This window comes from Pusillimonas sp. NJUB218, from assembly GCF_003788685.1.
Lineage (GTDB): Bacteria > Pseudomonadota > Gammaproteobacteria > Burkholderiales > Burkholderiaceae_B > Neopusillimonas.
Map to the genome: position 1 here is coordinate 98,045 of NZ_NQMK01000009.1, position 22,442 is coordinate 120,486.

The 22,442-nt window shown below is 58.0% G+C and carries 21 protein-coding genes; 10 read left to right on the plus strand and 11 right to left on the minus strand.

The features are described 5' to 3' along the window. Window positions 1–8 precede the first annotated feature (8 nt). The 4 genes from CHR62_RS12340 (at window position 9) to lon (ending at window position 5,759) form a co-directional block, all read left to right on the plus strand. The gene (locus CHR62_RS12340; protein ID WP_123661131.1) at window positions 9–938 is read left to right on the plus strand and encodes a hypothetical protein; all 930 of its coding nucleotides are present in this window, start codon (window positions 9–11) and stop codon (window positions 936–938) included. Beyond that, entirely contained in the window at window positions 917–2,635 is a 1,719-nt protein-coding gene (gene recJ / locus CHR62_RS12345) for a single-stranded-DNA-specific exonuclease RecJ (protein WP_123661132.1), read from the plus strand. Before CHR62_RS12340 ends, recJ begins: the two co-directional genes overlap by 22 nt. Window positions 2,636–2,856: 221 nt before the next feature. Further along, a complete protein-coding gene (locus CHR62_RS12350; protein ID WP_123661133.1) occupies window positions 2,857–3,261 on the plus strand; it encodes an Hsp20/alpha crystallin family protein in 405 nt (134 codons plus the stop codon). Between the two features lie 14 nt (window positions 3,262–3,275). Next, window positions 3,276–5,759 (plus strand): endopeptidase La, encoded by a 2,484-nt coding sequence (lon, locus tag CHR62_RS12355; RefSeq protein ID WP_123661134.1) that lies wholly within the window; start codon window positions 3,276–3,278, stop codon window positions 5,757–5,759. Between the two features lie 71 nt (window positions 5,760–5,830). On the opposite strand, the gene CHR62_RS12360 is transcribed toward lon, so the two are convergent. Genes CHR62_RS12360 through CHR62_RS12370 form a run of 3 tightly spaced genes read right to left on the minus strand, consistent with a single transcriptional unit; the run spans window position 5,831 to window position 9,556 of the window. Continuing rightward, entirely contained in the window at window positions 5,831–6,781 is a 951-nt protein-coding gene (locus tag CHR62_RS12360; protein WP_123661135.1) for a 3-hydroxyacyl-CoA dehydrogenase NAD-binding domain-containing protein, read from the minus strand. Next, on the minus strand, window positions 6,778–7,692 hold the full coding sequence (locus CHR62_RS12365; RefSeq protein ID WP_123661136.1) for a helix-turn-helix transcriptional regulator: 915 nt from the start codon (window positions 7,690–7,692) through the stop codon (window positions 6,778–6,780). The genes CHR62_RS12360 and CHR62_RS12365 overlap by 4 nt, the downstream gene beginning before the upstream one ends. A 13-nt stretch (window positions 7,693–7,705) precedes the next feature. After that, window positions 7,706–9,556, minus strand: a complete 1,851-nt coding sequence (locus tag CHR62_RS12370) for a feruloyl-CoA synthase (protein ID WP_123661137.1) — start codon at window positions 9,554–9,556, stop codon at window positions 7,706–7,708. A gap of 261 nt (window positions 9,557–9,817) precedes the next feature. Here CHR62_RS12370 and CHR62_RS12375 point away from each other — a divergent pair, with 261 nt between their 5' ends. Beyond that, window positions 9,818–10,432, plus strand: a complete 615-nt coding sequence (locus CHR62_RS12375) for an LON peptidase substrate-binding domain-containing protein (RefSeq protein WP_123661138.1) — start codon at window positions 9,818–9,820, stop codon at window positions 10,430–10,432. Beyond that, window positions 10,429–11,373: a patatin-like phospholipase RssA gene (rssA, locus tag CHR62_RS12380; RefSeq protein ID WP_123661139.1), complete on the plus strand. Its 945-nt coding sequence runs from the start codon at window positions 10,429–10,431 to the stop codon at window positions 11,371–11,373. The genes CHR62_RS12375 and rssA overlap by 4 nt, the downstream gene beginning before the upstream one ends. On the opposite strand, the gene CHR62_RS12385 is transcribed toward rssA, so the two are convergent. Then, entirely contained in the window at window positions 11,370–12,194 is an 825-nt protein-coding gene (locus tag CHR62_RS12385; RefSeq protein WP_093971396.1) for a ferritin-like domain-containing protein, read from the minus strand. The two genes, rssA and CHR62_RS12385, sit on opposite strands and share 4 nt — an antisense overlap. Before the next feature lie 161 nt (window positions 12,195–12,355). Here CHR62_RS12385 and CHR62_RS12390 point away from each other — a divergent pair, with 161 nt between their 5' ends. Next, window positions 12,356–13,009, plus strand: a complete 654-nt coding sequence (locus tag CHR62_RS12390) for a cytochrome b (protein WP_233574991.1) — start codon at window positions 12,356–12,358, stop codon at window positions 13,007–13,009. 285 nt (window positions 13,010–13,294) lie between these two features. Next, window positions 13,295–13,555 (plus strand): translation initiation factor IF-1, encoded by a 261-nt coding sequence (gene infA / locus CHR62_RS12395; protein WP_093971395.1) that lies wholly within the window; start codon window positions 13,295–13,297, stop codon window positions 13,553–13,555. A 9-nt stretch (window positions 13,556–13,564) separates the two neighbouring features. On the opposite strand, the gene CHR62_RS12400 is transcribed toward infA, so the two are convergent. The 4 genes from CHR62_RS12400 to ahpC form a co-directional block, all read right to left on the minus strand. After that, window positions 13,565–14,089, minus strand: coding sequence for a histidine phosphatase family protein (locus CHR62_RS12400; protein WP_123661140.1), 525 nt, complete (start codon window positions 14,087–14,089; stop codon window positions 13,565–13,567). A gap of 21 nt (window positions 14,090–14,110) precedes the next feature. Then, window positions 14,111–14,605: an RNA 2',3'-cyclic phosphodiesterase gene (gene thpR, locus CHR62_RS12405; RefSeq protein ID WP_093971393.1), complete on the minus strand. Its 495-nt coding sequence runs from the start codon at window positions 14,603–14,605 to the stop codon at window positions 14,111–14,113. A 35-nt stretch (window positions 14,606–14,640) separates the two neighbouring features. Beyond that, window positions 14,641–16,227 (minus strand): alkyl hydroperoxide reductase subunit F, encoded by a 1,587-nt coding sequence (gene ahpF, locus CHR62_RS12410; RefSeq protein ID WP_123661141.1) that lies wholly within the window; start codon window positions 16,225–16,227, stop codon window positions 14,641–14,643. A 127-nt stretch (window positions 16,228–16,354) separates the two neighbouring features. Next, window positions 16,355–16,918 (minus strand): alkyl hydroperoxide reductase subunit C, encoded by a 564-nt coding sequence (gene ahpC, locus CHR62_RS12415; RefSeq protein ID WP_093971391.1) that lies wholly within the window; start codon window positions 16,916–16,918, stop codon window positions 16,355–16,357. A gap of 245 nt (window positions 16,919–17,163) precedes the next feature. Here ahpC and prfB point away from each other — a divergent pair. Beyond that, a protein-coding gene (gene prfB / locus CHR62_RS12420) for a peptide chain release factor 2 (protein WP_123661142.1) occupies window positions 17,164–18,268 on the plus strand; the annotation gives its coding sequence in 2 pieces (ribosomal slippage) (window positions 17,164–17,244 and window positions 17,246–18,268; 1,104 coding nt in all). Window positions 18,269–18,349: 81 nt separating this feature from the next. Then, entirely contained in the window at window positions 18,350–19,870 is a 1,521-nt protein-coding gene (gene lysS, locus CHR62_RS12425) for a lysine--tRNA ligase (RefSeq protein ID WP_093971390.1), read from the plus strand. A gap of 108 nt (window positions 19,871–19,978) precedes the next feature. Here the strand turns inward: lysS and iscX are convergent, their stop codons facing one another. Genes iscX through hscA form a run of 3 tightly spaced genes read right to left on the minus strand, consistent with a single transcriptional unit; the run spans window position 19,979 to window position 22,430 of the window. Beyond that, window positions 19,979–20,170, minus strand: a complete 192-nt coding sequence (gene iscX / locus CHR62_RS12430; protein ID WP_093971389.1) for a Fe-S cluster assembly protein IscX — start codon at window positions 20,168–20,170, stop codon at window positions 19,979–19,981. Next, window positions 20,170–20,511 carry an ISC system 2Fe-2S type ferredoxin gene (gene fdx / locus CHR62_RS12435; protein ID WP_093971388.1) on the minus strand — a complete coding sequence of 114 codons (342 nt, stop codon included), beginning with the start codon at window positions 20,509–20,511 and terminating at the stop codon, window positions 20,170–20,172. The genes iscX and fdx overlap by 1 nt, the downstream gene beginning before the upstream one ends. Before the next feature lie 20 nt (window positions 20,512–20,531). Continuing rightward, window positions 20,532–22,430: a Fe-S protein assembly chaperone HscA gene (gene hscA, locus CHR62_RS12440; RefSeq protein ID WP_123661143.1), complete on the minus strand. Its 1,899-nt coding sequence runs from the start codon at window positions 22,428–22,430 to the stop codon at window positions 20,532–20,534. Window positions 22,431–22,442 lie beyond the last annotated feature (12 nt).

Here is a 22,442-nt window from a genome sequence, read left to right on the forward strand (position 1 = left end):
ATACGACCATGCAGATCGTTATCCCCGGCGCACTGCCCAACGCGGGCACCGCGCGCGAACTCACACCGCACCTTGTAAAAACAGCGCCTAACCTTGTGCGCCGTTTTGAGGGCAGCCACGCCCGCAGCACAAACATTAACCTGCTGGACACCGCCTGCACCAGCCTGGAATACTGGCTGCTGCAGCGCCACGGTTTTTTACCCGAAAACAGCCAGAACATGTCGGCCGGTTTAGGGCCCTTATGGGCGCAAGCTCCTGTCGCCCCCGACCAAGCCGTGTGGCTTGCCGAACTGGTACATGTCTCGCCGTCGCGAGACGGCGCCGGTTTGTTGCCTGCTGCGCAACTGGCGATTACGCCAGAGCAGAGTTTAGCCTTATTCCAGGCCGCCAAACCCTTGTTCGATGCCCCCGGTTTCGAACTGACACACACCGGTGCCGCACGTTGGCGCATTACTTTGCCTGCCAACATTTTGCCGGCCAGCGTCAGCCCGCAACTGGTCAGCGCCACGCGTGTCAACGACTGGTGGCCACAAGACACGGCCACCCGGCCATTACGGCGCCTGGTTAACGAATTGCAAATGACGTGGTACGAACACCCAGTCAATCAAGAACGCGCCCAAATGGGGTTGGCGCCCATCAACAGCCTTTGGGTTTTTGGCGGCGCATCTCCTGCGCAGCTGACCCGGCCCGATGCAGGGGGCTTCGAGATCTGGCACGAGGCAGAAGCCGCCTTTGCGCAATCAGACTGGGCCGCGTGGCTGCAGGCTATGGCCGCCTTCAATACCCGAGTTGCCGGCCTGGGGCCTGATGCGCACCTGGTATTGCTGGGCGAAGACCGTATCGTTACCCTTGAACCCCCAAGCCTGGGGCAGCGCCTGTTGCGCCTGCTGCCAGGCCGCACCAACTGGAGTCACTGGTGGTCACCCCGAAACTCGTAACACGTCCGGCCAACGACAAAGCCGCAGAACAACTCGCTGCCGCCGGCGTACACCCTTTGCTGGCACGACTTTGGGCTGCAAGAGGCGTGAGCAGCCCGGACGAAACCGGACAGCAATGGGCCAACCTGATTCCGCCGCGCACCCTGACCCATGTCGACACGGCGGCTCAATGGCTGGCCGACGCTATCGATCAGCGCAAGAAGCTGTTGGTCATTGCCGACTACGACTGCGATGGTGCCACCGCCTGCGCAGTCGCCGTGCGTGCGCTGCGCAGCATGGGTGCCCTGGTCAACTACCTGGTGCCCAACCGTTTTGAAACGGGCTATGGGTTGTCACCCGAAGTGGTCGCCCTGGCCGAACGCCACCCCTCGGGCAAGCCCGATATCCTCATTACCGTCGACAATGGCATTGCCAGCGTTGACGGCGTCGAGGCGGCGCTGGCCGCCGGTATCGAGGTACTGGTAACCGACCACCATTTGCCGGGTGACGTTCTGCCTCGTGCCCAGGCTATCGTCAATCCCAATCAACCGGGCTGTGGCTTTCCGTCAAAGAACCTGGCGGGCGTGGGGGTTATTTTTTACTTAATGCTGGCCCTGCGAGCCGAACTGCGCTCGCGCGGCGTCTACCCGGCCAATGGCGGCCCCAGGCTCGACCAACTGGCCGACCTGGTTGCGCTGGGCACGGTCGCCGACGTCGTCAAGCTCGACGGCAACAACCGGCTGCTGGTCACGCAGGGGCTCGACAAAATGCGCAGGGGTCAAATGCAGCCCGGCCTTCGCGCGCTTTTTGCCGTGGCCGGCCGCAACCCGGTACAAGCCAGTGCATTCGACCTTGGCTTTGCCTTGGGCCCGCGTATCAACGCAGCGGGTCGTCTGGCTGACATGAGCCTGGGCATCGAATGCCTGATTACCGACGACGAAAACTACGCCTTAAAGCTGGCCCGCGAACTTGACGGCATTAACCAGCAGCGTCGTGGCATTGAAACCGAAATGCAAGAACAGGCCCTGTCGAACCTGGAGACCGAACACCAACCTGAACGCGCCAGCGTATGCGTGTATCACCCCGACTGGCATCAGGGCGTTGTGGGCCTGGTTGCATCCCGACTTAAAGAGGCCTACTGGCGCCCTACCCTGGCGTTCGCCCGTTCCGGCGATGACGAGCTGCGTGGCTCCGGCAGGTCTATTCCCGACGTCCATCTGCGCGACGTGCTCGACCTGGTGTCCAAACGTTTGCCGGGTGCCATCCTGAAATTTGGCGGGCACGCCATGGCTGCCGGCCTGACCTTGCGTGAATCGGCCTATGCTCAGTTTCAAGAGGCGTTTGACGACGCGGTACGCACGTTGTCGGGTAAATCATTCTTCGAACCCATCATCGAAACCGACGGCTCGCTGGAAACCGGTTACGCCAACGCCGATGTTGCCGGGCTGTTGCAACAGCAGGTATGGGGCGCCGGCTTCCCCGCGCCTGTGTTTCGCGATACGTTCTGGGTCAGGCATCAACGCCTTCTAAAAGACAAGCACCTGAAACTGAGCCTGGAGCGCGGCCACCAGCGCTTCGACGCCATTTGGTTCAATCACCCCGAAACCCTGCCCGAGTGCATTGACGCGGCGTATCGGCTTGATCAGAACGTCTGGAACGGTATGGTCAGCGCACAATTGATCATCGAGTACGCCGGCCCCGCGCAAGATCTGGCGTAACCCGCCCTACGTTAAGTAGCCAGCGCCCGCAGCAGATCTCGTCGGCTTTTGCAACAGAACGTTGCACAGCCGCCAGCAACCGGCCGCACAGCGCATTGCAACCCGTGCCGAATGGGCCTATATTTTTAGCATCGGCCCGGGTCTGCCCCCCACCACACGACATGGCCCGGGGGCCGGCCCTTCGGGTCCGTTCAGTCGCTGACTTTGCCCAGGACGTCGCCATGGCCCATCGTAAAACCGTCAACACCATGTGGCTCGACGCGGTCAACATGCTCGACCGCGCCGACCAGTTGCATCGCCAGTTCTTCCGATTGGGCAGCGCCCAAAGCCGTGGGCCATCGTGGGAGCCGCCCGCGGATATTTTCGAGACGCCCGATACACTTTCGGTCATGGTCGCGCTACCGGGCATAGCGCCCGATAACCTGCAAGTGACCATCGAGCACGATGTCCTGCATATTCACGCCCATCGACCCATGCCTGGCCCGCGCGGCGCGCACCTTAAACGGCTGGAAATCCCCTACGGCCACTTCGAACGCCATATTCGGCTGCCCTCTGGTCACTTCCAGATCCAGGACTCCAGCCTGAGCCAGGGCTGCCTGACCCTGACCCTGAAAAAACTGCGTTAAATCAGGAGGTTTCCATGACAAGCCCCGACCGCAGCGCCGCCCCCGATACCCCCCCTTCGTTGTCTGTCACCAATCCCGCTGTCGAACATGCCACCGCATCACCCCAGGCCGTCGACGACCTGCACATCCCTGAAGACGCCCTGATCCTGATCCCGGTGCGCAATTTTGTGCTGTTTCCCGAGCTGGTCGTCCCCATCGGCATCGGACGCGAAACCTCGATTGCAGCCGCCCAAGCCGCGGCACGCAGCAATCGGCCGGTCGGGATCATCCAGCAAAAAGACCCTGAAGTCGATGAACCCGGGCAAGACGACCTGTACAGCGTGGGAACCAGCGCCAGCATCTTGCGCTACATCACCACCCCCGACAACAACCATCATGTGATCTGTCAGGGCGAACAACGCTTTCGCATCATCAAACTACTGGACGGCTTCCCGTTCAAGGTCGCACAGGTCGAACGCTACACCGAGCCCAACATCGATTCGCCCGACATCGATGCACGCATGCTGCAGCTTAAAACGCGTACCGACGCCGTCATCGCCCTATTGCCCGACGCCCCCGAGGCCTTGTCCAGCATCGCCCAGAACATCACTTCGCCAGCCATTTTTGCCGATTTCGTCGCCGGCATGATCGACATCAAGCCAGCAGAAAAACAAGAGATTCTGGACACGCTCGACCTAAAAGCGCGGCTTGACAAGGTCCTCGCTCACCTCGAGCGCCTAGACCAGGTGCTTCGTATACGGCAAGCCATCGCCGAAGAAACCAAAGAACGGGTTGACGACAGGCAACGCGAGTACCTGCTGCGCGAACAACTGAAAACCATCCGCGAGCAATTGGGGGAAGACGACGAACAAGGTGCCGATGTTGCCGAACTGCGTGAAAAAATTGAACAGGCCAAACTGCCAGAGGCTGCCGATGCAGCCGCACGTAAAGCCCTGAAGCGACTGGAGCAAATGTCAGATGCCTCGGCCGAATACAGCATGCAGCGCACCTACATCGAGTGGCTGATCGAGCTGCCCTGGCACGTCGAGACCGAAACACCGATTGATATTGCCAAAGCGCGCGACATCCTTGATGCCGACCACTACGGACTGGCCAAAATCAAAAAGAGAATTCTTGAATACCTGGCTGTACGCAAACTCAACCCCGACGGCCGCAGCCCCATACTGTGTTTTACGGGGCCGCCGGGTGTGGGCAAAACATCGTTAGGCCAAAGCATTGCGCGAGCGACCGGCCGCAAATTTGCACGACTGGGGTTGGGCGGCGTACACGACGAGGCCGAAATCCGTGGGCATCGGCGCACCTATATTGGCGCACTTCCAGGCAACATCATCCAGGCCATTCATAAGGCGGGCGCTCGCAACTGCGTACTGATGCTCGACGAAATCGACAAGCTGGCGGCTAGCGCCCACGGCGACCCCGCGGCGGCATTGCTTGAGGTACTCGATCCCGAGCAAAACAACGAGTTTCGCGACAACTATCTGGGCATTGGTTTTGATCTTTCAAAGGTCTTGTTCATTACTACGGCCAACGTGCTCGACAACATTCCAGGCCCGTTGCGCGACCGAATGGAGGTCATTTCGCTGCAAGGGTATACGCCAGACGAAAAGCACCAGATTGCCTTACGCTATCTGCTTGACCGCCAGCTTAAAACCAACGGTTTAACCCAGGCGCAGTGCCAGGTCGACGATGACGTCATCGACGCCATTATCCAGGGCTACACCCGCGAAGCCGGGGTGCGCAATCTTGAGCGCGCACTGGGCGGTGTCTGCCGTTACGCCGCCATGGCCATAGCCGAAAACCGCCAAAGTCAGGTGCACGTCACAGCCGCATTGCTCCCCGACATTCTTGGCCCCGTCAAGTTCGAAAACGAAGTGGCCATGCGTACTAGCTTGCCAGGCGTTGCCACAGGCCTGGCCTGGACGCCCGTAGGCGGCGATATCCTGTTCATAGAGGCCAGCCGCACGCCAGGCAGCGGCCGACTCATTCTGACCGGGCAACTGGGCGACGTCATGAAAGAAAGCGCCCAGGCCGCGCTCACCTTGGTCAAGGCTCACTTCGAGGCCTTTGGCTTGCCACGAGACTACTTCGACAAACACGACATTCATGTGCACGTGCCGGCCGGCGCGATTCCCAAAGACGGCCCCAGCGCCGGGGTCGCCATGTATACCGCTCTGGCCTCGCTCATCAGTGATCGTGCGGTTTACGCCAACCTGGCCATGACCGGCGAAATCAGCTTGCGTGGCCTGGTGCTGCCAGTGGGCGGTATCAAAGAAAAACTGCTGGCCGCGCTTCAGGCCGGCATTAAACGCGTCATGCTGCCCGCCCGTAATGCCAAAGACCTTGACGACCTGCCCGCGCAGGCGCGCGAACAGCTGGACATTGTGTTGCTGGACAACGTTGATCAAGCCATAGAAACCGCGCTTGAAGCGCCGGTAGTGCCCGTCAATGAAGACGACCCGGCCCATCCCAAACGCATCTGGCGCTGGTCTCCGCCCTGAACGCACCAGCCAAGCCCAAATGACACCGGCTTGGCTGTGCGGCTTCAGCCTTAACAAGGCACGGCAGGGTCTTAAGGTAACTGGCCGCTATCGGTTTTTGCTGCCAGCAAATCGACCAGCAGCCGGTCGCGCTCGGGCACGAAGTCTTGCTCGGCATGCGTTTGCAGCATTTCGCGTACGCCTTGGGCAACTTTCTTCTTGAGCTCGGGTGTCATCGACGGGTCACCCAAATCGTGCCACCAGTCCTCAATCGGCCCGCCCAGGTGATCCAGCAGATGTTCAATACCGGCAGCGCCGCCCGACAAATGCAGATTCATGAACGGCCCAAGCAACGCCCAGCGCAAACCCGGTCCGTGAGCAATGGCCGCGTCGATATCGCTGACACTGGCTACGCCCTGGTCAACCAGGTTAAAGGCTTCACGCCACAACGCCGCCTGGAGGCGATTGGCAATATGCCCTTTGACTTCTTTACGCGGATGAATCGGGCGCTTGCCGATGTCGGCATAAAAGCGCATGGTGCGCTCGACCACATCGGGTGACGTTTTCGCCCCCCCGATCACCTCGACCAACGGAATCAAATGCGGCGGATTAAAGGGATGCCCCAGAACAACACGTTCGGGAAATCGACAGGCGCTCTGGATACGGCTCATCAACAAGCCCGATGAGCTGGAAGCCAACACGATATCGGCATCAAGCACAGCGTCCATACGTTTGAACAAATCAATTTTCAGATCTTCTTTTTCAGGCCCGTTTTCCTGAACAAAGTCTATGCCGGACAATGCGGTGTCGAGATCGGCAAAAAACTCAATACGCTGCTTGTCGGCGCCGGGCGCCAGACCAATGCGTTCAAGACTGGGCCACAACGCATCAATGCTCGCCAGCAGCCGTTCGTGTGCGCCAGCGCTTGGGTCGGTTGCACGTACGGCCAGCCCTTGGGCCAGAAAATAGGCCGCCCAGCTGGCGCCAATAACCCCTGTACCTACCACGCCAACAGTTTTGATGACCCGTGTAGAAACACTCATGAAGCAACCCCTTTGTTGGTAGAAAAAATATGTTGGTCGATTAAGGCCAGCGCCCGATCGAGTACCGCCTGTGTCGTCAAACCCGTCGTGTCGATATTGGCGTTAGCCAGTGCGTACAAGGCGCTGCGCGCCGCCAGCGCACTGACAATATTGGCCATCGCTTCGTCACGCAACTGGGGTGTGGCAATGCGAGCATCGTGTTGCGCCATGACACGGCGAAAATGCTCTTCGGGTCGGGCATGCAACCACACGGTGTAAAACGCGTGCAAAAGCACTTCGTAGGTCGCCGGTTCGGACACAATACCCCCGCCCGTAGCCAGCACGACCTGCGGACGACCCGCAATCACGGCGTCGAGACACTGCCGTTCAAGACGACGATAGCCAGCCTGCCCATAAATGGAGAACACTTCGTTGAGCGACATACCCGCCATTTGGGCCACCTGGGCATTCAGTTCGATAAACGGCGTACCCAACTGCTGCGCCAGCGCCGGGCCCAGGGTAGATTTTCCCGCACCCCGCAGGCCAATCAAAGCAATGCGCTTGACACCGCCCTGCTGCGACGACCGCTCATCGAGGTGGCTGACCAACCAGCTACGAATACTGCGCAAGCTATCGGGTGACTGACGCTTGAGCATTTCGACAATCAGCGCGTAATCCGCGCCAAATCGGTCGTGATCGGACAACAACGCGTCGGTTGAAACGCTCAGCGCGCACGCCAACCGATGCAATACGGCTATCGAGACATTGCCATCGCCCCGCTCGACCCGCGACAGATACGGTAATGAAATGCCCGATTCAGTCGCCAGTTGCTTCATGGTCATGGCTCGGGCGGCGCGAGCAGAACGCACGCGCAAGCCCAGGCGCTGAGACAAGGCAGCCGTATCGTCGGGCGCGTCAGTCAGACTGTTCATTGCGTTACCGGCATTACAGGTAGATGACGTCGCCGGTTGCTTCGTCTGCGTACAAGGCATCTACCAGTGCAGCGCGTTGCTTGAGCACCGCCGACTGATTGATATAACCCTTATCGGTAATCTCACCCGCATCAACCGACGATGGGTCGGCCATGAGTAAGGCCCGATCAGCGTAGGTGGAACTGGCCTGGCTAGCCGCGTGCAATGCACGCAAACCAGCACTTACCCGATCGCGCACGGCCTGATGCGCAAGAACGTCCGCCACAGCAGCGTCGTCGGCCAAACCCGCCAGACGTCGGCATGCCGCGATGTTCGGGAAAATCAGAAAGCCCACTGAATTGCGGTCATGTCCGGTCACGACAATGTCTTGCGCCACCGGCGTCATGGCCTCGATGCCTTTGACACGCAAATTACCCACGCTGACCCAGGTCCCCGTCATCAATTTGAAGTCTTCGGACACCCGCCCGTCAAACACCAGACCTGCTTCGGGGCGGGCCGGATCGGCAAATTTGGCTGCATCACCAATCAGATAAAACCCCTCGTCATCGAACGCTTTGGCGGTGACATCGGGCTGGTTGAAGTAACCCGGCGTCACGTTTGGCCCCTTGACACGCACTTCCAGCTTGTCACCACTGGGCACCAATTTAAGCGACACGCCCGGTACGGGCACACCAATCACGCCGGATCGATCGGCCTGGAAATGACAGTCAGTCGCTAAGGGCGAAGTTTCGGTCGAACCCCAGGCGGTCACCATGGGCACCGCATAACCCAGTTCCTGAATAGACAACTCGATGAGGCCGTCCCACAAGTGCTGGGGCAGCGCGGCCGCCGCATAAAAGATCACCTGCAATTTCGAAAAGAAGTTCCGACGCAAATCAGCGTCTTCGCGTAAGGCGGGAACCAGCATATCGAAGGCTTTGGGCACATTCAGGTACAGCGTCGGTGCGACTTCGCGCAAGTTGTTCAGGGTGGTGTCAAACAAACCCGGTACCGGCTTGCCGCCGTCAAGGTAGAACGTGCCGCCGTTGGCCAGAATCAGATTCAGATTATGGTTGCCGCCAAAGGTGTGATTCCAGGGCAGCCAGTCGAGCAAGACGGGCGGCTGCTCAGTTAAAAACGGCCATACCTGCCGTTTGGCCTGCTGACTGGCGCACAACATGCGCTGGGTGTTGATCACCCCTTTCGGATAACCGGTCGAGCCCGAGGTGAACAATATTTTTGCCACGGTGTCTGGCGTAACGGCCGCATAGGCACGATGCACGGCGGCCAGGTCGACCTTTTCAAGCAAGTCTGAAAAATGCAATGCCGCTTCGGTCGGCAAGGCATCTTCGTCGGCCACTACCACCTGGGCATGATGCAGGCCCTCGATAGCCGCAAGTGCAGCCTGAAACTTGCCGGCACCACCCACGTAAATAAGCGCAGGGTCAAGACGTTGCACCAGATTTTTGAGCTTGGCATGATCTTTGGACAGCAAAGAATAGGCCGGCGAAACACCGGCATAAGGAATACCGACATGCATGGCCGCCAACATCAACAACCCATGGTTGACTTCGTTGTCGGACAACACACATACCGGACGGCCCGGCCCGTAGCCACGCTCAAGCAACCAAGACGCAATACGCTGGACTTTATCGAGCGCCTGGCGATACGTCACCCCAGCCCACAGCCCCGCCGGGCTGCGTTCGGCCAGAAACAACCGTTCGGGTGCCTCATCCGCCCAATACTCAAGATACTCGCCTACGCATCGGGCGTAAGGTTCTAGCGCAACGGGGTTCTCGACAAGCGTCGTGCCATCGGCACGACGGGTCACGGTAATGGCGGGCGCAGCAAACAGCGCGCCCAGGGGGGCCTGGGGCTGGTTCATGGTTGTCTCCTGATGCTTGTTTCTAATGTATTTTCAGCGACTATACGAAAATATAGTTTTCAATGCAATCTATAGTTTATTTTTAGGCGTGCGAAGCGAACGCGGTCTAGCGGGATGAAAATATTTTGATTTTGAGGCGCTTCAGACCTGAAGAGGCTTTGAATGGTGCACGCGTGTGGCGCCTTAAAATTTTTCGGGGCAAGTAAAGCAAACGGCTGCCTACCCGGCTGCGCGCTTTCGCTTTGTGGCATTATTCAACTCATGACTTCGCTGCCCCTCTTTCCGCTTGCCCGCGCGCTGTTTCCCGATGGCGTCATTCATCTGCGTATCTTCGAAGTACGTTACCTCGACCTGGTCCGGCGCTGCCTTGAGAATGACACTGGCTTTGGCGTTGTGGCGCTGACCAGCGGCACCGAGGTCCGCCAGCCGACCTCGCGCGAAACCTTTGTTTCGTCGGGCACACTGATCACTATTGAAGAAGCCGTAACGCCAATGACCGGTCTGATGCAAATACGGGCCCGGGGCACTCAACGCTTCACACTGAACACATTTGAACAAAAGCCCGGCGGGTTATGGACAGGCAACGCCACGCTCCACGAGCCTGACCCTGCCGTCAGCATCCCGCAAGACCTGCAAGATTGCGCCGATGCGCTGGGCCGCGTCATCGCCGACCTGCAACGCGAAGGCGTGCCACCCGAAGCGATGCCGGTGTCCGCCCCCTACCGGCTTGAAGACTGCGGCTGGGTAGCCAACCGATGGGCCGAATTGCTGCCGTTGCCGCCTACGCAAAAAGCCGTGCTGCTCAATACCGCCGACCCGACAGAGCGGCTGGATATGCTGCGCGAAGTGCTTATCGTGAAAGGCGTACTATCATGACAGCGCGCCGTCACTTCCGTCCCAAGGTCGGCCTTATTCTGGGCAGCGGCTCGGCGCGCGGCTGGGCACATATCGGTGTTATCCAGGCCTTGCGCGAAGCCGGCCTGAAGCCAGACATCATCTGTGGTACATCCATCGGTGCGCTGGTCGGCGCCGTACATGCTTCGGGCGGGCTCGACGAGCTCGACGCCTGGGTGCGCGAACTGGGTCTGCGCGACGTCGTCTCGTTCATGGACTTAACCCTCTCAGGGGGAATGCTCAAAGGCGAACGCCTGATGGGATTCTTTAAACGCAAGTTTCAAGATCGCGACATCGAGGACCTCGACACCCCTTTTGGTGCGGTGGCCACCTCGCTACACAACGGGGCCGAAATCTGGCTGCGTTCGGGCAGCACCCTGGGCGCCGTACGGGCCTCCATCGCATTACCCGCCTTGTTTGCGCCGGTTAGACACAACGGGCAAATTCTTGTCGATGGCGGGTTAGTCAACCCGGTACCGGTATCGCTGGCCCGGGCCATGGGAGCCGACATCCTGATCGCAGTTGATCTGAATTCTGACCTGCTGGGGCGGCACCTGCGCCGCGGCCCTACCCCCCAGGCCGAAGCAGAATCCCCACCCGCTCAAGAAGACGACTGGTTCAGCAAGCTACAAAATAATTTAACCGCTCTTCTGCCCGAATCGTCTGAGCACGATCGCAACAAGCCAGAAGAGCCCGAGATCCCCTCGGTGCTCGATGTGGTGGCATCGAGCATCAACATCATGCAAGAGCGCATCACCCGTAGCCGCATGGTGGGCGAACCGCCGCATATCGTCATTGCGCCCCGGCTCGCGCATTTGGGGCTCATGGATTTTCATCGGGCAACCGAAGCCATCGAAGAAGGCCGGCGCGCAGCAAAAGAGTGCATTCCGGCGATTAAAGCCTTCGACATTGATTTGTCTTAACGCAGCAACCAGGCCGACGCTTTTGAAAGCGGCGCCAACAGCATCCGCCCGACCACCGTCGGCAAATCGAGTGGCTTGACCACCATTTTTACCGCCATTTCGACCGGGTAGTGGCGTTGCAAGCCGCGACCCAAGCGACGACACAGCAGCTTGAAACGGGCACGATCGGGTGTCTGCCCCCCTTCGTGCAATTGATACACATGCCACAACGCACAGTCGGCATCAGAGGCCCGCGCCTCGAGTACACGCCGCTTGAGCGCCTGGAATATTTTCCAGCGACCGGGCGGCTGAGCTTGCTGATACTTGCGAAAATACCGATAAAAATGCTTGTAGTGGTTGACCTCGTCGGCACGAATTCGCTGTGCAATACCTGCCAGCACCGGCTCGGTCGCCTGACGCGACAGCGCTGTGTAAAACGTTGCAGTGCCTGTTTCAACCACGCACCGAGCCACCATCTCAAGCCCCTGGGTAGGCTCAAACTCGTCGACGGTACACATTTGCGAGTATTCGGCATAAAACGCATCGTAAGCACGCTGCCAGTCGAACTCAGGCCACACATGCTGGGCATAAGCCCGCAACACACGGCCATGGCGCACCTCTTCGTGTTGCCATTGCTGCGTCAGCCATTCGGCTACTTCAGGGTCGTTGCCAAAGTAATCGATCAAATTCTGGGTGTATAAATCGGCGGCAATCTCGACAAACGAGGCGCCAATCACCATATAGAACAAGTCTTCGTTATCGCGCACGAGATCAACATCAACGTGCGCCAGTGGCACGCTGTCCAGCGTCCATTCGGTAGGTAGGGGCAGTACTGCAGACATAAGTTCAACCTGTGACATAAGCGCGCAGTTAAAAGATTACGGGAAGCGCGCATGGCGATCAAGAGCCAAACCCTCGACCTGTCCCGAACAACATCACGCCGCAACGGCGCTGTGCGATTGTGTCACGAAAAATTAGCTGGACGAAAAACCATGAATTTATTATGGTTATCGCCGACGTGTTGTACGGTAAACCCGGCAACACCAGGCAAGGCATCAGCGCCACCACAACACGCCTGTGCCGGCACAATGTATTAACCACCAAGAAGGAATCGACTATGCAACAAGTACCCGCTTGTGACTCCACCGAACGCTACGGCCGTGTGACGCGCATTTTGCACTGGATTATGGCCATTTTGCTGGCCTGGCAATTTACGTCAGCACTCGCCCATTTTCTGGCTGAGGACAGCGCCTTAGACGAGCTGTTATGGGGTACGCACAAAGCGGTAGGCTTTTTGCTGATGCTGCTGATTGTTATTCGTGTGTTGTGGGCGCTGCTCAATCTGCGTCACCGCCCGCCCGCAATCAGCGCCGCCGCCCGAGTTGGCCACGTTGTGCTTTACCTGTTGATGCTACTGGTACCCCTTGTGGCCTTAATGCGCCAATACGGCTCGGGCCGCGAATTCTCGCCCTTTGGCATCCCCCTGATGCCCGGCTTTGATGAAAGCCTGAAAATCAAATGGATGACCGACCTGGGCAGTAATTTCCATAGTCTGCTGGGCTACGTTTTGCTGGTACTGGCGCTGGGTCATATTGCCTTTGCGCTAAAGCACTATTTTGCCGGCGAACGCCAGATCACCGACCGCATGCTGAAATAAGCTGTTTTATTAGGGTTTTCCTTGACACCCCGCCACGGGCACGTTACCCTAAAAAGGTGCTTGCCCTTGTGGTTAAAGGGCATCGTTCAATCGGCAAGGCGCATTACCCATCGCGGTGGCCTTGCTGTCAATTTGGGTGCCACACCGCGTGCACCTGCGCTACGTAGCCTCAGCTACGCTTTTTGTTCCGTTTTACGGCGGCTGCCCCACCCCGGGGGCTCATAATTTTGCTGCAATGCGCAACGCATTGCGGCCAAGGTTTGTTTTTACAAAGGAAAACGTCCCATGGCAAAAGAAGAACTACTTGAAATGAATGGCTCGGTCACTGAAGTCTTGCCCGATTCCCGCTTTCGCGTCACCCTCGAAAACGGACACCCTGTTGTCGCCTATACCGGCGGCAAAATGCGCAAACACCACATCCGTATTCTGGCTGGCGACAAAGTTAAGCTAGAAATGTCGCCCTACGACCTGAGCAAGGCCCGTATTATTTTCCGCCATATCGAAGGCCGCCCCCCAGTTACCGGCGCACCGCGTCGCCGTCGCTAAGCCAACGGCTTAATCGGTAACGGGCGTTGCAAAGCGCTCGAGCACCCCTGAATGATCGGAAATGTCGGCCCACGACGCCGCAGCGGGGAAATCGATGACCGCCAGCCCTGCCGGCGGAAACTCATGGCGTAACCTCACCACGGCATTTTTGCTGCCGCGCCCGATCAGGCGCATGGCCAACGCAGAAATGCCGGGGTTATGCCCCACCAGCACCACACTTTCATATTTGTCGGGCGCCGCCTGCACAACGTCAAGCAGTGCCTGTACCGAAGCCTCGTAAATTTTTGGCTCGAATACCGCCGGGACTTGACCCGGCAGTTGACGCTGCACAACCGACCAGGTATCGCGCGTGCGCTGTGCCACCGAGACAATAGCCCGCTGCGGCATCACACCCTCTTGTGCCATGTAGGCCCCCATCTCCAGGGCTTCGCTAAGGCCTCGCTCAGATAACGTACGCTCGATGTCGGGCTGCCCCGATCCATGTCCTGAATGTGCATGACGTAACAACACCAGACGACGCGGAGCAACTGACATACGTTTCAACCTTAGAAATATTCATATAAGACCGTATTTTGCCCCATTCGGCTGCGGGTGTGAATGCGCCAGGACAATTCGGTCAGCCCACCATATCACTGGCGCGCCCAATAGGCGCGGCGCGACAATAACCTTGCGCGCCAAGGTAACGTGCGGACAAAATGAAAACTGCTTGTCGTACCAGATACCTTCTTGATCAAGCAAACGCCCTAAACGGTCACGCAATGCCAGTAACCCGACCGGCACCTCCGACGGCCCCACCCACGCCAGCTTTAGCCGCTCAAAAGTATCGACCTGGTCTAGCCTCAGCTCGAAAGCCAAGCGCGGCAGCGTCTGCGCAATATGGCGTAATGCGGCGTGTTGATCAGGGCGTGGGTGCCCCAGAAAGGCCAGCGTCAGGTGAAAATCGGCCTGATGCGTTAAGCGCCCGCCTGCGAACGACGCCTGCAAAGCCGTCAACTGGCGCGCCACCACCGGGTTGGGCCAAAGGGCAAAAAAATAGCGCGATGTTTCCATCGCGCTATTTTCAGGCTTTACCCAGGCTGAGGCAATCAGGCCGTTGTAGCCTCGGCTTCGGCCGGTACGTCAACCGAACTGCGAATCAAGTGATCGAAGGCACCCAAAGCCGCTTTGGCGCCATCGCCGCAAGCAATGATAATTTGCTTGTACGGCACGGTGGTTACGTCGCCGGCAGCAAATACGCCGGGGATGGACGTTTGACCTTTGGCATCGACTTCGATCTCGCCATATCGCGTAAGCGATACGGTATCTTTAAGCCATTCGGTATTAGGCACCAGACCAATCTGGATGAACACGCCTTCAAGTTCCACCTCGCGTGATTCACCCGATTTACGATCGGTGTAGCTGAGACCGTTGACCTTCTTGCCATCGCCGTGGATTTCGGTAGTTTGCGCCGACACGATAATGTCGACGTTAGGCATGCTGCGCAATTTACGCTGCAACACTGCATCGGCACGCAGCTCGTCGCCAAATTCGATCAAGGTGACATGAGCCACGACACCGGCCAAGTCGATCGCGGCTTCAACGCCCGAGTTGCCACCACCAATAACGGCAACGCGCTTACCCTTGAACAGCGGGCCGTCGCAGTGCGGGCAGTAGGCCACACCGGCATTGCGATACTGTTGCTCGCCGGGCACGTTAATTTCGCGCCAACGCGCACCGGTTGCCAAAATCACCGTTTTGCCCTTCAGGGTTGCACCGCTTTCAAGCTGAACTTCGACCAACTTGCCGCCTGTGACCAACTTGGTGGCACGTTGTACGTTCATGATGTCGACATCGTAAGCCTTGACATGCTCTTCGAGGGCGGCCGCAAAACGTGGGCCTTCGGTTTCTTTGACCGAAATGAAGTTCTCGATAGCCATGGTGTCGAGTACCTGACCACCGAAGCGCTCGGCCACGACGCCCGTGCGAATGCCTTTACGCGCTGCATACACGGCAGCCGCTGCGCCGGCCGGGCCACCGCCCACAATCAGCACATCGAAAGGCTCTTTGGCACGCAAGGCTTCAGCCTTGCGTGCGCCGGCGCCCGAATCAAGCTGCGCAAGGATTTCCTCGACGCTGGAACGACCCTGGCCAAACTTCTCGCCATTCAGGTACATGGTGGGCACAGACATGATCTGGCGCTCGTCGACTTCAGACTGGTACAGTGCGCCGTCGATGGCCACGTGACGGATGCGCGGGTTGATGATCGACATCACGTTAAGCGCCTGAACAACGTCGGGGCAGTTCTGGCACGACAGCGAGAAATAGGTTTCAAAGTTGTAGTCACCATCAAGATTGCGGATCTGTTCTATGACCGCTTCGTCGAGCTTGATGGGATGGCCGCCGACCTGGAGCAATGCCAGGACGAGCGACGTGAATTCGTGCCCCATGGGGATACCGGCAAACGTCACGCTGATGTCGGTACCGGTGCGGGCGATGGTAAACGAAGGCTTGCGCTGTGCGTCGTCGCTGCTCTCAACCAGCGTAATCCGGTCGGACATTGCGGCGATTTCCTGCAACAGCTCGCGCAGTTCTTGCGACTTCGCGCCACTGTCGAGATTCGCATTGATCTCGATGGGCTGGGAAATCCGCTCCATGTAGGATTGCATCTGAGTTTTAAGGCTGGCTTCTAACATAACAGTGACCTTCTATAAAAATTATTCTTCGGTATGGCCGCAGCCCGGTTTGTGACCAGACTGCGGCTTGCAATGGCGGGGCCCGTTTTGGCAGACCGGCGCCATTTAATGCACGCTAAAACTGAATTTAGATCTTGCCGACCAGGTCAAGCGAAGGCTTCAGTGTTTCGGCGCCTTCTTCCCACTTGGCGGGGCAAACTTCACCGGGGTGAGCAGCGATGTACTGAGCGGCTTTAACTTTGCGCAGCAGTTCGGAGGCTTTACGGCCGATGCCGTTGTCGTGTACTTCCATGACCTTGATTTCGCCTTCGGGGTTAATTACGAAGGTACCGCGCAGCGCCATGCCTTCTTCTTCGATGAGGACTTCGAAGTTACGGGCCAGCACTTGTGTTGGGTCGCCCAGCATGGGGTACTGAACTTTCTTGATGGCGGCCGAGGTGTCGTGCCATGCTTTGTGCGAGAAGTGGGTGTCGCACGAAACAGCGTAGACTTCAACGCCCAGTTTCTGGAATTCGGGGTACAGATCAGCCAGGTCTTCGAGTTCAGTCGGGCAAACGAACGTGAAGTCGGCAGGGTAAAAAACAAAAACGGACCATTTACCTTTTACGGCCTCGTCGGTGACGTCAAAGAATTTGCCGTTTTGGAAAGCTGTGCTTTTGAATGGTTTGATTTTGGTATTAATCAGGGACATTTTTGTTTCCTCTGTTGTGGTTGAAAAGTGAAAGTGATGTCAGTATAGGAAAGCCAGGGGCATTTGTAAAATTGATTGATTTAATGACTTCAGTAAATTTTACCTATTGCATGGCTGTGCGCTACGACAACATGCCCGGCTTTAGTTTATATGCGGCCGTTACAGCGCAATTCAAGTCCGCATAGGCCAAACAACCTGCGTTAAAATAAAAAGTTATCTTAAAGATTAAAGATTTCAGGAACATTATGGAAGCCGAACGCCAGAACCAGATCATTGCCCGCATCGAAGACTACGCCGAGCGCCAAACCGCCCTACGGGGGTATCTTTGACTACGCTGGCAAAGCTGAGCGCCTGCAAGTTGTAAACGCCGAACTCGAAAGCCCCGACGTCTGGAACGACCCTAAACACGCGCAAGATCTTGGTCGCGAGAAAAAAAGCCTTGAAACAGTAGTTGAAACACTGACAGAAATAGGCAACGGGGTTGAAGAAGCCCGCGAACTGTTCGAGCTCGCCGCCGACGACAACGACGATGCCACACTCGAGGCCATTGAGCAAGACTGCGAAGCCATTGGCGCCAAACTCGAAGACCTTGAATTTCGCCGGATGTTCAATAACCCGGCCGACCCGCTTAATTGCTTTGTTGACATCCAGGCCGGCGCTGGCGGCACCGAAGCACAAGACTGGGCCTCAATTTTGCTGCGTCAGTATCTGCGCTACTGCGAACGCAAAGGCTTCAAAACCGAAATCCTCGAAGAATCTCCCGGAGACGTCGCCGGCATCAAGTCGGCCAGCATCAAGGTCGAAGGCGATTACGCCTTCGGGTTCCTGCGTACCGAATCCGGCGTGCACCGACTAGTTCGCAAAAGTCCCTTCGACTCGGCCAACGGGCGCCATACATCGTTCGCCAGCGTTTTTGTGTACCCCGAAGTCGACGACTCGATCGAAATCGATGTCAACCCGGCCGACCTTCGCGTCGATACCTACCGTGCCAGTGGTGCGGGCGGCCAGCACATCAACAAAACCGATTCGGCCGTGCGTATCACGCACATGCCCACAGGTATTGTCGTGCAATGTCAAAACGACCGCTCACAACACCGCAACCGTGCCGAAGCCATGCAAATGCTTAAATCGCGCTTGTACGAGCTTGAAATGCGCCAACGCATGGCCGAGCAGCAAAAAATGGAAGACGCCAAAACCGATGTAGGCTGGGGACACCAGATCCGTTCATATGTGCTCGACCAAAGCCGCATCAAAGACCTGCGTACCAGTGTTGAAATCTCCAACACACAAAAAGTCCTCGACGGCGACCTCGACCCGTTCATTCAGGCCAGCCTGAAACAAGGGGTTTAACCGGGCAAGGGGCAAGCCTGCCCCGCCCTGCTACGACCTGTTTTGCCGACCTCGGCTTCGATACCTCAACGTATATCACTCATGACCACTACGCCCAACCCCGCTGCTGCCACCGACGAAAACCACCTGATCGCGGAGCGCCGCGGCAAATTGGCCCGGCTGCGCACCGAAGGCGTTGCCTACCCGAACGACTTCACGCCCAAAGACAAGGCCGACGAACTGCACGCCGCCTGCGAGGCACTCGATAAAGAAGCCCTCGAGGCCCTGGCCAAACCTGCGGTAGTTGCTGGCCGCATGATGCTCAAGCGCGTCATGGGCAAAGCCAGTTTCGCCACCTTGCAAGACAGCACCGGTCGAATTCAAATCTACCTCGACAAAAACGGCGTGGGCGAGTCGGTTTACGAGCATTTCAAAACCTGGGATATCGGCGATATCCTGGCGGTCGAAGGCACAATCTTCAAAACCAATAAGGGCGAACTCTCCATTCGCGCAGCGCAAATCCGGTTGCTGTCAAAGTCGCTGCGCCCGCTGCCCGACAAATTCCACGGGGTCACCGACCAGGAATTGCGCTACCGTCAGCGCTACGTCGACCTCATCATGAACGAAGAAACACGGCATACTTTTGTGGCACGCAGCAAGGCCATTTCACGTATGCGCCAGTTCATGGTCGATGCCGGCTTCATGGAAGTCGAAACCCCCATGCTTCACCCCATACCCGGCGGCGCGGCAGCCAAGCCTTTTGTGACGCATCACAATGCGCTCGACATGGAAATGTACCTACGCATTGCGCCCGAGCTTTATCTGAAGCGGTTAATCGTGGGTGGCTTTGAGCGTGTATTCGAGCTGAACCGTAACTTCCGCAACGAAGGCGTCAGCCCGCGTCATAACCCCGAATTCACCATGATGGAGTTCTACGCGGCCTATACCAACTACCACTGGCTGATGGACTTCACCGAAAACCTCATCCGCCAGGCTGCCGTCGCAGCAACCGGCAGTGCTGTCTTGTCCTATCAAGACCGCCCCCTCGACTTGGGCCAACCTTTCGACCGCCTGACAATTGTCCAGGCCATCTTGAAATACGCGCCCGGCTACACCGAGGCACAGCTTAACGACCACGATTTCCTGCGTGCCGAACTCAAAAAGCTGCGCGTCGACGTCAACGGCCCCACGCTGGCGCGTGCCGGCACTGGCGCCCTGCAGTTGGCCTTGTTCGAAGAAACTGCCGAAGCTAAGCTCTGGAACCCGACCTTCATTATCGATTACCCTATCGAGGTCTCGCCATTAGCGCGCGCCTCCGACTCCCGCCCTGACATCACCGAGCGCTTTGAACTGTTTATTACGGGCCGGGAAATCGCCAACGGCTTCTCCGAGCTGAACGATCCTGAAGACCAGGCCGCACGTTTCCACGCCCAGGTCGAAGCCAAAGATGCTGGCGACGAAGAGGCCATGTTCTTCGATGCAGACTACATCCGCGCACTGGAATACGGCATGCCTCCTACCGGCGGTTGCGGTATTGGCATCGACCGGCTGATCATGCTGCTGACCGACAGCCACACCATTCGCGATGTGCTGTTGTTCCCCCATCTGCGCCGCGAAGACTAGGCATAATCGGCACTCACCTCGTCGGGTAATCAACCCGGCAGCAAAAAGCCCTGCACACCATGTGCAGGGCTTTTTTATTCCTGGTCTAAATCGCAGTCAGGACTACGTTTACTTTTCGTCGATCCAGGTCATTTGAATGGCTTCAAGAATGCGCTCGCCGCATCGGGCCGGGTCGTCGTCGAAACCTGGCAATGCCATCACCCAATCACGCAAGTCGGTAAAACGAACCTGCGCAGGATCAACGTCGGGGTGAGCCTCTAGAAGCGCCTCGACAATTTCGTAGGTGTCCGTCCAGCGCATCAGTGGTTTTCCTTTGCGTGGTTGATGGTGTATTTAGGGATCTCGATGGTCAGGTCTTGATTAGCGATTTTTGCCTGACAAGACAAACGCGATGTGGGCGTCAGCCCCCAGGCGCGATCCAGATAGTCTTCTTCGTTGTCAGAAGCCTCTTCAAGCGAATCAAAACCCTCGCGAACAATCACATGGCATGTAGTACAGGCACACGACAGTTCGCAGGCGTGTTCGATCTCGACATGGTTATCGAGCAACACGCGGCAAATCGACTCGCCCATTGGTGCGTTTTCGATAACAGCACCTTCGGGACAAACATCGGGGTGAGGCAATACAGTAATTTTAGGCATGGTCAAACCAGAACAAAGAATCAGTTATCGGCAATTTCGTCGACGGTGCGGCCCGACAAGGCAGCGCGAATACTGCGATCCATACGGCGTGCAGCAAAGTCGTCGGTAGCCTGGCTGAAGCGAGCTACCTGCTGTCGCACCGCATCGGCATCGAGAGGCGCCGCGCCCTGCCCTTGACCCTCGCCCGACAAGGCCAGCAACATCTGCTCGGTGTCGAGCATGATCTGGTCGATGTTGGCGCGCTCATTGTCGCTGAGCAAGTCGCCATCGGCCGCTACAGCCGCACGCACGGATTCGAGCAACTGTTGCAATTCGACCTGTTGCTCGCGCAGCGCACGTGCCTGGGCGTCGGCCGAAGCATGGGTCATGCCTTCGGTCAGCATCCGGGCGACTTCGTCATCGGACAAGCCGTAAGACGGTTTAACCGTCACGCCGGCTTCGACACCTGTGCTCTCTTCGCGGGCGCTGACATTAAGCAAGCCGTCGGCGTCAACCTGGAACGTGACACGAATACGAGCAGCACCGGCAACCATCGGCGGAATTCCACGCAGCTCGAAACGCGCCAGCGAACGGCAGTCGGCGACAAGATCACGCTCGCCCTGCACCACATGGATACCCATGGCCGTCTGGCCGTCTTTGAAGGTCGTAAATTCTTGGGCACGCGCCACAGGAATAGTGCTGTTACGCGGAATGACCCGCTCGACCAGACCACCCATGGTTTCAAGCCCCAACGACAGCGGTGTGACATCAAGCAACAGCCAGTCTTCGCCCGCCGAACGATTGCCGACCAATAAATTGGCCTGAAGCGCTGCGCCCAACGCAACAACTTGGTCAGGGTCAAGGTCAGTGAGCGGTGTGGTGTTGAACAAACGGCCCACCTCGCGCTGAATGATCGGCATGCGCGTTGCACCGCCCACCATGACCACGCCCTTGACATCGGCGACATCGAGGCCGGCGTCACGCAGCGTAACTTTGGCACGTTCGAGCGTTTTATTTACCAGGGGCTGCGCCCAAGACTCGAAATCTTGACGACTGAGCAAGACGCGCACGGCTTGATTCGATAGTTCGGCCTCGAAGACGACCTCGGCGACCGTAGACAAGGCCTCGCGGGCGGCGCGGGCTGCGACATAGAGCGCCCGCAAATCGCCTTTAGGCAAGTCGGCCAGATGCTGTGAACGGCAGATTTCATCGACGATGCAACGGTCGAAGTCATCGCCACCCAACTGGGTGTCGCCACCTGTAGCCACGACCTCGAACACGCCTTTGGTGAGGCGCAAGATGGAAATATCAAATGTACCGCCGCCTAAGTCGTAGACTGCATAAATACCCTCGGCGCCATGGTCTAGACCATAAGCAATAGCGGCTGCCGTAGGTTCGTTGAGCAGGCGCAGCACTGTCAGGCCCGCCAGACGTCCGGCGTCGCGTGTTGCCTGACGCTGCGCATCGTCGAAATAAGCAGGAACGGTGATGACCGCACCCACCAGTTCGCCACCCAGCGTTGCCTCGGCGCGCTCGCGCAAGGTACGCAGAATTTGACTGGACACTTCGACAGGACTGAAATCACCACGACGGGTTCTCAGGCGGACCATATCTTCGCCGTCGGCGAATTCGTAGGCAACACCTTCGCTGCGCGCTTCGTTCAGAGAACGCCCCATGAAGCGCTTGACTGACGCAATGGTATTGAGCGAGTCGGCCGCCTGATGGGCACGGGCGTCGTGCCCGACCTGAATAGCATCGGGCGCATAACGCACGATAGAAGGCAACAATGCGCGGCCGTCCTCATCGAGCAGGACTTCGGGGACGCTGCTGCGCACAGACGCGACCAATGAGTGCGTAGTACCCAGGTCGATACCTACCGCCAGCTTACGCTGATGAGGGACCGGCGACTCACCGGGCTCGGATATTTGCAATAAAGCCATAAGTTCTGTTAT